A 14,021-nucleotide genomic window follows, 5' to 3' on the forward strand; every position below is an offset into this window, starting at 1 on the left:
CCGCGGGAGCAGGCCGGCCACGCCTGAGGCAGAGGCGGCCGGGGGCTGTCAGGCCACGTCGTAGCGGTCCAGGTCCATGACCTTGGCCCAGGCGGCGACGAAGTCCGTCACGAACTTCTGCCGCGCGTCGTCGCTCGCGTAGACCTCGGCGAGGGCACGGAGCTCGGAGTTGGAGCCGAAGACCAGGTCGGCACGGGTGCCGGTCCACTTGACCCGGCCGGAGGCGTCGCGGGCCTCGAACTCGTCCTGCGTCGACGACGTCGACTTCCAGGTGATGCCCAGGTCGAGCAGGTTCACGAAGAAGTCGTTGGTCAGCGTGCCCGGGCGGTCGGTGAGCACGCCGTGCTGCGAACCGCCGGTGTTGGCGCCCAGCACGCGCAGACCGCCGACCAGGACGGTCGTCTCCGGGGCGCTCAGCGTCAGCAGGTTCGCCCGGTCCAGGAGCAGGTACTCGGCGGGCAGCCGGGCCGCCTTGCCGGTGTAGTTGCGGAAGCCGTCGTACGCGGGCTCCAGGGCCGCGAAGGACTCGACGTCCGTCTGCTCCTGCGTGGCGTCGACGCGCCCAGGGGTGAAGGGGACCTCCACCTCGACACCGGCGTCCTTGGCCGCCTGCTCGACCGCCGCGTTGCCCGCGAGGACGATCAGGTCGGCCAGCGAGACCTGCTTGCCGCCCTTGGCGTTGAAGGACTCCTGGATGCCTTCCAGCGCACGCAGGACCTGCGCCAGCTCGTCCGGGTCGTTCGCCTCCCAGCCGCGCTGCGGCTCCAGCCGGACGCGGGCGCCGTTGGCGCCGCCCCGCTTGTCGCTGCCCCGGAAGGACGCGGCCGAGGCCCAGGCGGCCGAGACCAGCTGCGCGACGGTGAGGTCCGTGCCCAGCACCTGCTCCTTGAGCGCGGCGATCTCCGCGGCGTCCAGCACCTCACCGGTGCGCGCGGGCAGCGGGTCCTGCCACAGCAGCACCTCGGAGGGCACCTCGGGGCCCAGGTAACGCTGGATCGGTCCCATGTCGCGGTGCGTCAGCTTGTACCAGGCGCGGGCGAAGGCGTCCGCGAACTCCTCCGGGTTCTCGTGGAAGCGGCGCGAGATCTGCTCGTACGCCGGGTCGAAGCGCAGCGACAGGTCGGTGGTGAGCATCTGCGGCTTGCGCTTCTTCGACGCGTCGTGCGCGTCCGGGATGGTCGGCTCCGCGTCCTTGGCGACCCACTGGTGCGCACCGGCCGGGGACTTGGTCAGCTCGTACTCGTAGGCGAAGAGGTTGTGGAAGAACTCGTTGCCCCACCGCGTCGGCGTGCTGGTCCAGGTCACCTCCAGACCGCTGGTGATGGCGTCCCCGCCCTTGCCCGACTTGTAGGAGCTGCGCCAGCCGAGGCCCTGCTCCTCCAGCGGGGCGCCCTCGGGGTCCGCACCGACGCTCTCGGCCGGACCCGCGCCGTGCGTCTTGCCGAAGGTGTGGCCACCGGCGATGAGGGCGACGGTCTCCTCGTCGTTCATCGCCATCCGGCGGAAGGTCTCGCGGATGTCGCGGGCGGCGGCGACCGGGTCCGGGTTGCCGTTGGGGCCCTCGGGGTTGACGTAGATCAGACCCATCTGGACCGCGCCGAGCGGGTTCTCCAGCTCACGGTCGCCGGTGTAGCGCTCGTCGTCGAGCCAGGTGGTCTCCGGGCCCCAGTAGACGTCCTCCTCCGACTCCCAGACGTCCTCGCGGCCGCCGGCGAAGCCGAAGGTCTTCAGGCCCATGGTCTCCAGGGCGACGTTGCCGGTGAGGATCATCAGGTCGGCCCAGGACAGCGCCTGGCCGTACTTCCTCTTGACCGGCCACAGCAGACGGCGGGCCTTGTCCAGGTTGCCGTTGTCCGGCCAGCTGTTCAGCGGGGCGAAGCGCTGCTGACCGGCGCCCGCGCCCCCGCGGCCGTCGCTGATGCGGTAGGTGCCGGCGCTGTGCCAGGCCATCCGGATCATCAGCGGTCCGTAGTTGCCGAAGTCGGCCGGCCACCAGTCCTGCGAGGTGGTCAGCACCTCGGCGATGTCCCGCTTGACCGCGGGCAGGTCCAGCGCCTCGAAGGCGGCCGCGTAGTCGAACTCCTCACCCAGCGGGTTCGCCACGGCGGGGTTCTTCGCGAGGATCTTCAGGTTGAGGCGGTCCGGCCACCACTGGCGGTTCCCGCCGCCCTGCGTGGGGTGCGGCGCGCGGCCGTGGGCCACGGGGCAACCGCTCGCCTGCGCCTCGGGCTTCTCGGGGACGGCCGTCTCGGGCGAATCCGGGGTGACGGGGTCGAAGACGTGAGACTCGTGGTTCTCGGTCATGGGGCAATCCTTCCGGACCCGGCGGGTCGTGGGGCGCTGAACGGGGGAGGAGGATTCGGGCCGTACAGAAGGGGCACGCTGATGCCGGGGCCCGTCGCGGGTCGCCCGAGCGCCTCGCGGACCACCGCACCCGGTGATCCCGGGCGGTGCGACGACGACGGCGCTGGGCCGACGGGCGGCATGGCGCGGTCGACCGGTGGTGTCCCGTCGCGTGTCTCTGCTGCCGTACCGGAGTCTTCCTGTCTCTTGGATGTCGCCGGGATCGATCCTACGATGGACTTCGTCCAAGTCAAGAAGCAGGCTAAAACCATGATGACGGGGGCGTGGCGTCGGCGCATTCCGTGCGCGAGCCGCCCACCCCCTCCGGCGAGCGGAGCAGGTGAAACGAGATGAGCGACCTCCTCGGGCGGCTGCGGGGCCGTGGCTGGCGGATGACCTCCCAGCGGCGTGTCGTCGCGGAGGTCCTCGACGGCGACCACGTGCACCTGACGGCCGACGAGGTGCACCTGCGGGCCGCCGCGCGCCTGCCCGAGATCTCCCGCGCCACCGTCTACAACACCCTGGGCGAGCTGGTCGCGCTGGGCGAGGTGCTGGAGGTCTCCACCGTGGGCCGGGCCAAGCGCTACGACCCCAACGCGCGCAGACCCCACCAGCACCTGGTCTGCTCGGGCTGCGGCACGGTCCGCGACGTCCACCCGGTCGGCAACGCCATCGGCGATCTGCCGGACGAGGAGCGGTTCGGGTTCGCGGTCGGCTCGGTGGAGATCACCTACCGCGGGTTGTGCCCGGCCTGCGCCTGACCGCGAAGCGAAGGGCCTCCGAGGGCGGGAGTCCGTCAGCGCTCGCGGACCGACGTCACGTCGTAGACGACCGCCGAGCTGTTCGCCGGGCCGCGGCAGGTCAGCCGGCGCGCCGGTGTGCGCCGGGCCCGCACCTCCACGTCGAGCAGCCGCGCGTGCGGAGCCCGGCCGCTGACGCTGACGCGCCAGCCGTCGTCGACGGCGGCCGTCGCGGTGACCGCGTAGTCGTGCCGGCCCGCCGGGCCGAAGCGCCGGAGCACCCCGGCCACCGCTGCCTGCTGCGGCGGGCGGAGGGTGGTGTAGCCCCGCAGGTGGTCGGCGCGGATACGGTCGGCGAGGTGGTCCTCGATCACGGTGACCGCCGAGCGGGGGTCCAGATCGCCGTAGTAGACGCCGTCGGGTACGACGACGACATTGGCCGCGAACCGGTCACCGCCCACGTGCGTGCACTCCCACACCAGGTCGGGCCGCCGGGCGCTGAGGGCCTCGCCCACGGGCCGGCCGCGCACGGCGCAACAGGCGTCGTGCAGGCCGTGGGCGCAGACGAGGACGACGGGGGCGAGACCGGGCTCGCCCGGGGAGTCCAGCGCGGTCACGATCTGCACCAGGTCCCGGTCGCGGTGCCAGGTGCCCCACCGCTGGCGCAGCGCGCCGGAGCCTTGGTGGTGCAGCACCGCCCACCGGCCGCCCCGCTCCGGGCGGCGGCGTCCGTGCCGCCGGACGAGGAGGATCCGGGCCCGGTTCGCCCGGGCCGCCGCGAACACGAGCGTCTTGGTCTCCGGATCGAGGTCGAGGCCGTCGAAACCGTTGGCGGGCCAGGCGCGCCGGTACTCGATGAGAACCCAGACGGAGCCGAAGGGGGCCGTGCCGGCGAACGCGTCGCCGCGTGCCCTGGCCGCGTCGGCGCAGAAGAACCGGTCCGGCCCGGTCATCGGTCCGCGGGCACCAGGACGCCCGCCCGCAGCAGCCGTCGGGCGAGGGCGAGACCGAGGTCGCCGGCGGTGCTCACCCGGCCGTCGAGCAGCCCGGCCACGGGTACGAGGTCGGTTGCCGCGAAGTCGAGGTGACCCACGCGGGTGTGCAGACGGGTTCCCTCCAGCCGGGGCTCCAGCGCCTCCCGCAGCCGTACCGGAGACGTCGTCACGAGGCCGCTCAGGGCGGTGAGCTGAGCGACCGGTCCCAGCGGTGCCGGACGGGCCTGGGACCGGTGGGCGCGGTGGAACAGGGGCGCGGGGTCGGCTTCGGCGAGGGCGGACAGCAGGCGCTCGCGGACCAGGCCCAGGACGTCGTCCGGCCCGTCCGTACCGCCTGGCCCGTCCGTACTGCCTGCCCCTTCCGTACCGTCTGGCCGTTCCGTACCGCCTGTTCCTTCCGTACCGCCTGGTTCGTCCGGCCCCGCCGCCTTCCGCGCCGCCAGCGGCAGGGACCGCCGCATGGACGGATCGTCGGCCAGTGCCGCGAGGGCGGCCCGGGTCAGCTGCTCGGCCAGGGCGAAGCGGGTCCAGGCGTGGACCCCCAGCGTCAGGTGGACCGAGACCTGCCCCTGGGCTTGTGCCGAGTGCAGCCAGCCGCGCGGCAGATAGAGCACATCGCCGGGGCGGAGCATCGTGTCCAGCCGGGGCGTGCCGTGCGAGGCCCGGTCGGCGACGGCCGCACGGTGATCGGTCCACGGCTGATCGCGCAACGGGTCCGGCAGCACGGGCTCGTGGATCACCCACCGCTTCGCCCCCTCGATCTGGAGGACGAACACGTCGTGCACGTCGTAGTGCGCGTCGAACCCCCGGTTCTGCGGAGGGGTGACGTAGGCGTTCGCCTGTACGGGGTGACCGAGCTCCGTACCCAGTCGGGAGACCAGGTCGGCCACCGGCTCCCAGGTGCGGTGCAGCGCTTGCAGGACGAGCGTGGCGCCGTCGGCGAACGCGCGCCACAGGGCGGTGTCGTCGAGCTGGTCGGCGACGGTCGCCCCGACTCCGGCGGGTGCGGTGAAGGACGACGACGGCAGTGTGGCCCCGTCCTTGGCGACCCGGAGGAACGGCGTACGCAGCCCGCGGCGGGAGATCAGCTCGTCGACCGCGGAGGGCGAGAAGACGTCGGAGAAGTCGCTCGCCTCCCGCGTCAGCGACGCTGTGCGTCCCCAGACGTCACGGGCGAATTCCTCCCGGCTGAGCCCGGTCAGACGCGACGGGAGGATTCCGGCGCCGTCACGCGCGCCGGAATCCCGGAGTTCGGTGCGGGACAGGCTCAAGAGCGGCTGCCGGCTCCGCTGTCGGCGCCCCCGTCCGCGCCGCCGTCGGCTCCGCCGTCGGCTCCGCCGTCGTGGGCGCCGGGTGTGCCGGCCGCTCCGCCGTCCGCGGGCCCTTCCGCGCCGCCGTCGGCTCCGCCGTCGTGGACGCCAGGGGTACCCGCCGCTCCGCCGTCCGCAGGTCCTCGGCTCCGCTGTCGGCGCCCCCGTCGGCGCCCCCGTCGGCGCCCCCGTCGGCGCCCCGTCCGCGCCGCCGTCGGCTCCGCCGTCGTGGACGCCGGGGGTGCCGGCCGCTCCGCCGTCCGCGGGCCCTTCCGCGCCGCCGTCGGCTCCGCCGTCGTGGACGCCGGGCGTCCCCGCCGCTCCGCCGTCCGCAGGTCCCTCGGCTCCGCTCGCGTCGTGCTCGGTCATCTTTCCTCCTGGGGTCACACCATGGAGACGATGGTTTTCCGCTGGTCGGAAACCCGGTCGCCGGGACGTCGGTACATGCCGAAATGGCCAGTAATCACCGTATCCCCGTGGTGAAGAAACATCGATTCGGGCGGTGGTGGAGTCGTCCGAATGCCGGAACTCGCCTCCGTCTGAGGTGCCGGCGCCCGATCGTCCTCCTGACGCCGGCCCGGTGGTCCGTCAGGGGAGGTACGGCTGACCGGATGGCCGATCGCTTGATCGTCTCCGGGCGGGGTAGCGGATCGGTATGACCACTGACAGGACATCGCCCGCGACCGGCGGGTACGCACAGCCGGAGATCGACGTCCGGGCGCTGGCCGAGGTGCTCGACGGCGAGTACGCCGAAGTCCGCGATCTGGTCCGGGCCAACCTGTTGACGCACGCCTCGGTGCTGGACGAGGCCGAGGAACTCGACATCGACGCGTACCGCGAGCGGGTGCGCGGACTCGTGGTCGAGATGGCGGCGACGGGGCAGACCGGCATGGGCTTCCCGAAGCGGTACGGGGGAGGCGGCGACGTCGGGGCCTCGATCGCCGCGTTCGAGACGCTCGCCTTCGGCGACCTGTCGGTGCTGGTGAAGGTCGGAGTGCAGTTCGGGCTCTTCGGCGGCGCGATCCTGCATCTGGGGACCGGGCGCCACCACGACGCGTATCTTCCCGGGCTCGTCACCGGGGAGCTGATGGGCTGCTTCGCGATGACGGAGACCGGGCACGGCTCCAACGTCCAGGCGCTCGGCACCGTCGCGCGCTACGACGTCGACGCCCAGGAGTTCGTCATCACCACCGAGGGCGACCAGGCGCGCAAGGACTACATCGGCAACGCCGCCCGCCACGGCGAACTGGCCGTTGTCTTCGCCCAGCTGGAGGTGGCCGGAGAGTCGCGGGGGGTGCACGCGTTCGTCGTGCCGATCCGGACCGGCGGCGAGGCGGCGCCCGGCGTCCACATCGAGGACGACGGCCGGAAGATGGGCCTCAACGGCGTGGACAACGGGCGCATCCGGTTCGACGGGGTGCGGGTGGAGCGCGAAGCGCTGCTGAACCGCTTCGCCGACGTCACTCCGGAAGGTGTCTACGAGAGCCCGATCGACAACCCGAACCGCCGCTTCTTCACCATGCTCGGCACCCTGGTGCAGGGCCGGGTCAGCGTCGGCGGCGCCGGGATCGGCGCCGCCAAGGTCGCTCTCGCGATCGCCACGAAGTACGCCCTGCGACGGCGGCAGTTCCCGGCAGGTCCCCGGGGCCAGGAGCAGCTGCTCCTCGACTACGGTCTGCACCAGCGGCGTCTGCTGCCGCTCATCGCCCGTACGTACGCGCTGCATTTCGCCCAGGACGTCCTGCGCTCCCAGCTCCACGACGTCTTCTCCGGACCGGAGGACGACCCGCAGGCGCGACGCCTTCTGGAGGCCCGCGCCGCCGGGACCAAGGCGCTCGCCACCTGGCACGCCACCCGGGTGATCCAGGAGTGCCGCGAGGCGTGCGGCGGCGCGGGGTATCTCGCCGTCAACCGGTTCGCCGCGCTCAAGGCCGACAGCGACATCTTCACCACCTTCGAGGGCGACAACCACGTCCTGCTCCAGCTCGTCGCGAAGGGCCTGCTCACCGACTACGCCGGCGAGTTCGAGGACCTGGACCAGCTGGGCATGGTCCGCCACGTCACCCATCTCGCCGTCGAGACGGTCATCGAGAAGACGTCGGCCCACAAACTCCTCGAACGGGTCCGTGATCTGCTGCCGGGCGGTGACGAGTGGGACCAGGAAGCCGGTCTGCTCGACTCGGAGTACCAGCTCGCCATGGTCCGCTACCGGGAGGAGCACATGCTCGCCGGGGTCGCCCGCAGGCTCAAGAGCGGTATCGACCGCAAGCGCGATCCGGGCGCGGTCTTCTCCGAGGTCCAGGACCACGTCATCGCCGTGGCCCGCGCCCATATGGAGCGCCTGGTGCTGGAGGCGTTCGTCGAGAAGACGCGCGCGCTGCCCGAGGGCGGCAACAAGGTCGCCCTGGGCCTGCTCTGCGACCTGTTCGCCCTGTCGGTGATCGAGGCGGACCGCGCCTGGTTCATGGAGCACGGCCGGCTGACCGTCCAGCGCTCCAAGGCCATCAGCCGCGAGGTGAACGACCTCTGCCGCAAGGTCCGGCCGCTGGCCGCCGAACTCGTCGACGCCTGGGGGGTTCCGGACGCCATGCTGCGCGCCCCGGACCTGGTGGGCGGAGCCTGAACCCGGTGGCGGCCCCGGGCCCTGATGCCCGGGGCCGGGCGGCGCACCGTCGGCCCGTGGACCGTCAGCCGGTGAACAACTGGGCGGCCTTGCGGATCAGTTCGTACAGCCCGTAGGCGAGCGGGGCGCCCACCCACAGCCAGGTGAAGGCGATCAGCGGCCGCCGGTCCTTCCCCGCGTCGGTATCAGGCGGACTCTGACTGCTGCTGTCGGACATCGGGCGCTCCCTTCTGCGCGCTGACGGCGCCGAGGTGATGGGACGGGTGGACCGGGCGGACCAGTTCGTTGGCCGCGAAGCCGACGGCGAGCAGGGCCATCATGATCAGGAGGGACGTCCCGTACAGATCCGCGCCGCTCTTCCCGGCCTCCTCCTGCCGGTCGGCGATCCAGTTCACGATCAGCGGACCCAGGACCCCGGCGGTGGACCAGGCGGTGAGCAGGCGGCCGTGGATCGCGCCCACCTGGTACGTGCCGAACAGGTCTTTGAGATAGGCCGGGATCGTCGCGAAGCCACCGCCGTAGAAGGAGAGGACGACGAGCGCGCACAGGACGAACAGCGGCTTGGACGAGTCCCCCACCAGGGCGATGAGCGCGTACATGAGCGTGCCCGCGCCGAGGTAGACGCGGTAGATGTTCTTGCGCCCGATCAGGTCGGACGTCGAGGACCAGCCGATCCGGCCGGCCATGTTGGCCGCGGACAGCAGGGCGACGAACCCGGCGGCCGCGGTCACCGAAACGGGCGTCGAGGTGTCCGCGAAGAAGTCCGTGATCATCGGCGCGGCCTTCTCCAGGATGCCGATGCCGGCGGTGACGTTCATGCAGAGCACGATCCACAGCAGCCAGAACTGCGGGGTGCGCAGCGCCTGGCGCGCCGACACCTGCGGCCCGGCGGGGGCGGCGACGGTGCCGTCCGCCCGGGGTTCCTCCGCACGCGGGCGCGGCACCCGGACCAGCAGGACGCCCAGCAGCATGAAGACGGCGTAGGCGAGCCCGTGGACCAGGAAGGCGAGGGCGATGCCCCGGTGGTCGCCGCCGAAGGACTCCAGCATCTGCGCCGACCAGGGTGAGGCGATCAGCGCTCCGCCGCCGAACCCCATGATGGCGATGCCCGTGGCCATGCCCGGGCGGTCGGGGAACCACTTGATGAGCGTCGACACGGGCGAGATGTAGCCGATGCCGAGGCCGATGCCCCCGACGAAGCCGTACCCGAGGACGATCAGCCAGAACTGCTGGGTCGCCGCGCCGAATGCGGAGAGCAGGAAACCCGAGGAGAAGCAGATCAGGGCGACGGTCATGGCCCACCGGGGCCCGCGGCGCTCGACCAGCGTGCCGCCGAAGGCGGCGGAGAGGCCGAGCATGACGATGCCGAGCTGGAAGGGCAGGGCGCTCTGCGTGCCGCTGAGGCCGAGCGCGTTCTCCAGCGGCGGCTTGAACACGGACCAGGCGTAGGCCTGGCCGATGGAGAGGTGGATGGAGAGGGCGGCGGGCGGTACCAGCCAGCGACTCCAGCCCGCGGGGGCGATGGGGGGACTCATGGGTCCCTCACCGTAGTGAGGGGGCCTTCGGTTGAGAAGGCTGGTGGTTTAACTTTCACCTTGTTCGATTCGGGTGGCGGTGACGCCCGAGGGCGGTGCCGTGGGACCTGCCGGCCGCAGGGCTACTCGCCGGAGGCGGTCGCCGCGAGCACCAGCTCGACGCAGTGCGCCTCCAGCCGCTCGCGCGGTACGTCGAGCGTGCCGTGCAGCCACCCCGCGAAGAGGTTCGCCAGGCCGCCGACCAGTGCGTGCGCGGCCAGCCGGCGGTCGATGCCGTCGCCCGTACCGCCGAGCTGTCCGCCGACGAGATCGGTGAACACCGGCATGAGCAGGTGGCTGCGGGCTCCGAGCACCGGGTCGGCGAACGGCTCCAGGAGCAGCAGGCGGCCCTTGTGCGGCGCGTCCAGCACCAGGGCGACGAAAGCCGACACGGCGCCCCGGGCCCGGACCTCGCGCTGCGGGGCGCCGGTCGCCACCGCTCCCTCCAGCGCGCTCCGGGCCTCCTCGGCGACCCGCTCGAAGGCGGCGAGGAGCAGATCGTCGCGGCCGGTGAAGCTCTCGTAGAAATAGCGGTCCGTCAGACGGGCCTCACGGCAGACGGACCGCACCGTGACGGCCGCGCACCCCTGCTCGCCGGCCAGGCGCTCGGCGACGTCCAGCAGTGTCCGCCGACGGGTGGCACGACGATCGGCGAGCGTGCTGCCGCCCCAGCTCCGTTCCGTCAACTGCGTTTCCCCCGCGCTCTGTTCGCCTTGCTGTGTGCTGCCGCGCCATTGACGACAGGTGTCCGCACATTCTAACCTGAGGACAGCTGTCATCAGATTGCTCCGCACGGCCTCACGACCCGAACCCCAGCGGAGGTGCACGTGAGCGCGTCAGCACAGGGACCGGACCCGGCCGGCCTCCCGCCCCCCGAACCTCTCGGCCCCGACTCCCTCACCTGGCGATGGTTCGGCGACTGGCGGGGCCTCCTCCTCGCCCCCTGGGCCGGATCGATGCAGAACATGCATCCCGAGCTGGGCGCGGGCGTCGCCGAGCACTCACGCTTCTTCGAGGAGCGCTGGGAGCGCCTCTTCCGCTCGCTCTACCCGATCGGGGGAGTGGTCTACGACGGCCCGCTCGCCGCCCGTACGGCCCGCGAGGTACGCGGCTACCACGCCGCGATCGGCGGTGTCGACGCGCACGGCCGTCCGTACCACGCGCTCCGTCCCGGCACCTTCTACTGGGCGCACGCCACCTTCTTCATGCTGACCGTGCAGGTCGCCGAGCGTTTCGGCGGCGGCCTGACGGAGGCGCAGCGGCACACGCTCTTCGACGAGCACGTCCGCTGGTACGCGCTGTACGGCCTCTCGATGAAACCCGTCCCCGGCAGCTGGGAGGAGTTCCAGCGGTACTGGGACCACATGTGCGCGGACGTCCTGGAGGACAACCGGCCGACCCGGGACGTCCTGAACATGCGCCGTATCGCCCGGCCGCCCCTCCTGCGGTGGCTGCCGTCGCCGCTCTGGGCCCTCGCCCGCGTCCCGCTCGTCCGGACCACCCTGTGGATCACGGTCGGCCTGTACCCGCAGACCGTCCGGGATCGCCTCGGCCTGCGCTGGACGCCCCGCGACGAGCGCCTGCTGCGCCTGCTGGGCCGGTCGGTGCACCACGCGTGGCGGTACGTCCCCGAGCGGCACCGCTTCCACCCGCGCGCCCGGGCGGGCTGGGACCGCGAACGAGGGCGGCCCGGACCGGCCCAGGTCGAGACGCCGCCCCGGAACCTGCCGCCCGAGGAACGGCGAGGGCTCCCGCAGCACTACGTGCCGGGAGCCGGCCCTCGCGACGGGCAGCACCGCGTGCCGAAGATCCGGCGCCCGTGACGGACAGCTCCGCGTGCCGGGTCCGGGGCCCGTGACGGACAGCACCACGGGCCCGGAACCGGCCCCGCGACCGAGGCGGCCCGACGGGCCGGCCCCGGGCGTCCCTCCCCGCCCGGTCACCCGCTTTGCCCGGCCGAACCGCCCTGCGGCTAGTTTGGGTGCAGCACGAACGAGCAGGCCGTGGCGGCGGAGACCGGCCCACGGGGGACGGGAGGTCGGGGAGAGTGTCGCTGCGCGGAGGTGATCCAGCCGAGATCGGCGGCTACCCGCTGGAGGAGCGGCTCGGTTCGGGTGGCATGGGCACGGTCTTCCTGGCCCGCACGAGTTCGGGCCGGTCCATCGCGATCAAGCTGATCCACCAGCAGTTCGCGGGGGACGACGAATTCCGCGTCCGGTTCCGGCAGGAGGTGGCCGCCGCACGCCGGGTGAGCGGCGCGTTCACCGCCGCCGTGGTCGACGCCGCCCCCGAGGCCGACCAGCCGTGGATGGCGACGACCTACATCGAGGGACCCACACTCGCCCAGCGCATCACCGACGAGGGTCCCCTGAGCGGGGCGGAGCTGCGGAGACTCGCCATCGGTCTCGCGGAGGCGCTGCGCGACATCCACCGGGTGGGAGTCGTCCACCGCGATCTGAAGCCCTCCAACGTCGTCCTCTCGGCCGAGGGGCCCCGCGTCATCGACTTCGGCATCTCGCGCGCCGTGGACCAGCAGACACTGACGATGACCGGCCGGGTCATCGGTACGCCGCCCTTCATGTCGCCCGAGCAGTTGCAGGCACCGCGCGGGGTGGGGCCGCGCTCCGACGTCTTCTCGCTGGGGACGCTCCTGGTGTACGCGTCGACCGGCCACGGGCCCTTCGACGCGGACAGCCCCTACATAACCGCCTACCAAGTGGTGCACGAGGAGCCGTCGTTGGGGGCTGTGCCGGACGCTCTGCGCGCGGTCGTCGAACCGTGCCTGGACAAGGATCCCGAGGGGCGGCCCTCGGTGGACGAACTCCTCGTGCTGCTGCGCGATCTGCCCACTGACCTGGGCGGGCCCGCCACCGGAGGAACGGCGGCGGGCCGGACCCGTGACATGGCCACGCAGCACCACCTGATGACCCCGCAGACCCCGCCCCCGACGACTCCCGCACCGGCCGCCACGGCCCCGGCCACTCCCGCACCGGCCGCCTCGGGCCGGACGACTCCCGCACCGGCCGCCACGGATCCGGCAGCCCCCGGCCCGGCCACTCCGCCCGCTCCTGGTGCGGGCGGCACCGGCACCGCGATCGGCGGCCGTCTGCGACGCCGGTGGCGGCCCGTGCTCGCGGCCGCTGTCGCGGTGGCGGCGATCGGCGGGGAGTCGCCGCGCTGACGGCGGGCGGCGCCGACGGGAAGGGCGGCGGCGCGGACGGCCGGGGCGCGGACGCGGCCCGGAGCACGCCGGCGCCGGGAGGCACCCTCCCGGACGGCTTCGCCCCGTGGCGCACGGTGGTGCCGGGCGGCCGCGAGGACATCCCCGACGAGCTGCGCTGCGTCGCCCGTGACGACGCGCTGTTCTGCGGGGGCGGCGGGGTCATCGCGACCCGGGTGGACCCCGCGGACGGATCGCCGGTGTGGACGGCGAAGAGCCCCGGCGTGCCCATTCAGGGCGTGCACCTGGTGGGCGCCACCGACGACACCGTCATCGGCTACCGCATCGCCGAGCAGGACGCCCCGCAGGGCCCGCCCACCGAGGTCGTGGCCCTCGACGCGGACACCGGCGACGAACGGTGGTCCGCGCCGTCCGGCGCCCAGTCGACGGCCGTCACCGGCCGGACCCAGGACGCCGTCGTGGCCGGCTCCGCCGTCGTGACGGTCGACGCCTCCAACTCCCGTTTCGAGGCCCGGGACGCCCGCAGCGGCGAGCTCGCCTGGACGGCGCCGTTCCCGGCGGGCACCCGGTGCGCGCCCGTCCCGGAGGGCCCGCGGCTTCTCGCGATGTGCGCGACCGACGCGGAGATCGACGCCCTCGAACAGCGCAGCCCCACCCTGCGCACGGTGGATCTCGACTCCGGAGAGCTGGGCAGGCCCCTGGCGGTCGACGGCCCCGCCGAGCCGGTGGGCGACGCCGACGGCTCCCTCGTACTCCTCTCCCCGCACTACGAGGGAACCGCGCGGACCGGATACAACGGGGTGGTCCGGGTCGACCCGGCCTCGGGGAAGGTGACGTACTCCCGGCTGGACCAGGTGTACGGCGGCACGCCCGGCATGGCGGACGGCACCGTCTACGTGAGCGGGCAGACCGGTCGCGTCACGGCGCTCGACCCCGCGACCGGCCGGAAGAAGTGGGAGCGGCAGACGGGCGTGGAAGGCGCGTCGGGGCCCGCGACGGGTGACGGCGCGGTGTACTTCAGCTCGGCCACCGGCCGGGTCGTCGCGCTGTCCCCCGGCGACGGAAAGACGCTGTGGTCGACGGACCCGCAGGCCGACGGACTGACGGGCCAGCAGGGCGCGAGCCCGCGTGTGACCGTCGCGGGGCGTGTGCTGTTCGCGGCCGCGGCGCAGAACACGCTCTTCGCCCTCGACGCGCAGAAGCCGCCGAGGTCGGGCTGACTCCGGCGGCTTCTGCCCCCACCCCTGGAGGAGCC

At 73.1% G+C, this 14,021-nt stretch carries 9 protein-coding genes and 1 pseudogene; 4 read left to right on the forward strand and 6 right to left on the reverse strand.

Annotation, left to right across the window (positions count from 1 at the left end; genetic code table 11):
* Positions 1 to 48: 48 nt before the first annotated feature.
* Positions 49 to 2,304, reverse strand: a complete 2,256-nt coding sequence (gene katG / locus KME66_RS30975; protein WP_216328226.1) for a catalase/peroxidase HPI — start codon at positions 2,302 to 2,304, stop codon at positions 49 to 51.
* A 389-nt stretch (positions 2,305 to 2,693) separates the two neighbouring features.
* On the opposite strand from katG, the gene KME66_RS30980 reads away from it, so the two are divergent.
* Entirely contained in the window at positions 2,694 to 3,104 is a 411-nt protein-coding gene (locus KME66_RS30980; protein ID WP_073224894.1) for a Fur family transcriptional regulator, read from the forward strand.
* Positions 3,105 to 3,139: 35 nt separating this feature from the next.
* On the opposite strand, the gene KME66_RS30985 is transcribed toward KME66_RS30980, so the two are convergent.
* Together KME66_RS30985 and KME66_RS30990 are read right to left on the reverse strand one after the other, a co-directional pair.
* Positions 3,140 to 4,036: a sucrase ferredoxin gene (locus KME66_RS30985; RefSeq protein WP_216328228.1), complete on the reverse strand. Its 897-nt coding sequence runs from the start codon at positions 4,034 to 4,036 to the stop codon at positions 3,140 to 3,142.
* The gene (locus tag KME66_RS30990; RefSeq protein WP_216328230.1) at positions 4,033 to 5,349 is read right to left on the reverse strand and encodes a cupin domain-containing protein; all 1,317 of its coding nucleotides are present in this window, start codon (positions 5,347 to 5,349) and stop codon (positions 4,033 to 4,035) included. Before KME66_RS30990 ends, KME66_RS30985 begins: the two co-directional genes overlap by 4 nt.
* Before the next feature lie 694 nt (positions 5,350 to 6,043).
* On the opposite strand from KME66_RS30990, the gene KME66_RS30995 reads away from it, so the two are divergent.
* Entirely contained in the window at positions 6,044 to 8,011 is a 1,968-nt protein-coding gene (locus KME66_RS30995; protein ID WP_216328233.1) for an acyl-CoA dehydrogenase family protein, read from the forward strand.
* Positions 8,012 to 8,075: 64 nt separating this feature from the next.
* Here the strand turns inward: KME66_RS30995 and KME66_RS31000 are convergent, their stop codons facing one another.
* From KME66_RS31000 to KME66_RS31010, 3 genes are all read right to left on the reverse strand, one after another.
* Entirely contained in the window at positions 8,076 to 8,228 is a 153-nt protein-coding gene (locus KME66_RS31000; protein ID WP_216328235.1) for a hypothetical protein, read from the reverse strand.
* A complete protein-coding gene (locus tag KME66_RS31005; protein ID WP_216328237.1) occupies positions 8,197 to 9,546 on the reverse strand; it encodes an OFA family MFS transporter in 1,350 nt (449 codons plus the stop codon). The genes KME66_RS31000 and KME66_RS31005 overlap by 32 nt, the downstream gene beginning before the upstream one ends.
* Before the next feature lie 122 nt (positions 9,547 to 9,668).
* Positions 9,669 to 10,271: a TetR/AcrR family transcriptional regulator gene (locus tag KME66_RS31010; RefSeq protein ID WP_073224905.1), complete on the reverse strand. Its 603-nt coding sequence runs from the start codon at positions 10,269 to 10,271 to the stop codon at positions 9,669 to 9,671.
* Positions 10,272 to 10,412: 141 nt separating this feature from the next.
* Between KME66_RS31010 and KME66_RS31015 the strand changes: the two genes are divergently transcribed.
* Both KME66_RS31015 and KME66_RS31020 read left to right on the forward strand, forming a co-directional pair.
* Entirely contained in the window at positions 10,413 to 11,408 is a 996-nt protein-coding gene (locus tag KME66_RS31015) for an oxygenase MpaB family protein (protein ID WP_216328239.1), read from the forward strand.
* 224 nt (positions 11,409 to 11,632) lie between these two features.
* Positions 11,633 to 13,986 (forward strand): annotated as a pseudogene (locus tag KME66_RS31020) (PQQ-binding-like beta-propeller repeat protein).
* Positions 13,987 to 14,021 lie beyond the last annotated feature (35 nt).

This window comes from Streptomyces sp. YPW6 (assembly GCF_018866325.1).
Lineage (GTDB): Bacteria > Actinomycetota > Actinomycetes > Streptomycetales > Streptomycetaceae > Streptomyces.

Bases quoted from the DNA above. Each gene is read 5' to 3' on its own strand.
- katG (WP_216328226.1), bottom strand. From the start codon at position 2,304: ATGACCGAGAACCACGAGTCTCACGTCTTCGACCCCGTCACCCCGGAT.
- KME66_RS30980 (WP_073224894.1), top strand. From the start codon at position 2,694: ATGAGCGACCTCCTCGGGCGGCTGCGGGGCCGTGGCTGGCGGATGACC.
- KME66_RS30985 (WP_216328228.1), bottom strand. From the start codon at position 4,036: ATGACCGGGCCGGACCGGTTCTTCTGCGCCGACGCGGCCAGGGCACGC.
- KME66_RS30995 (WP_216328233.1), top strand. From the start codon at position 6,044: ATGACCACTGACAGGACATCGCCCGCGACCGGCGGGTACGCACAGCCG.
- KME66_RS31000 (WP_216328235.1), bottom strand. From the start codon at position 8,228: ATGTCCGACAGCAGCAGTCAGAGTCCGCCTGATACCGACGCGGGGAAG.
- KME66_RS31005 (WP_216328237.1), bottom strand. From the start codon at position 9,546: ATGAGTCCCCCCATCGCCCCCGCGGGCTGGAGTCGCTGGCTGGTACCG.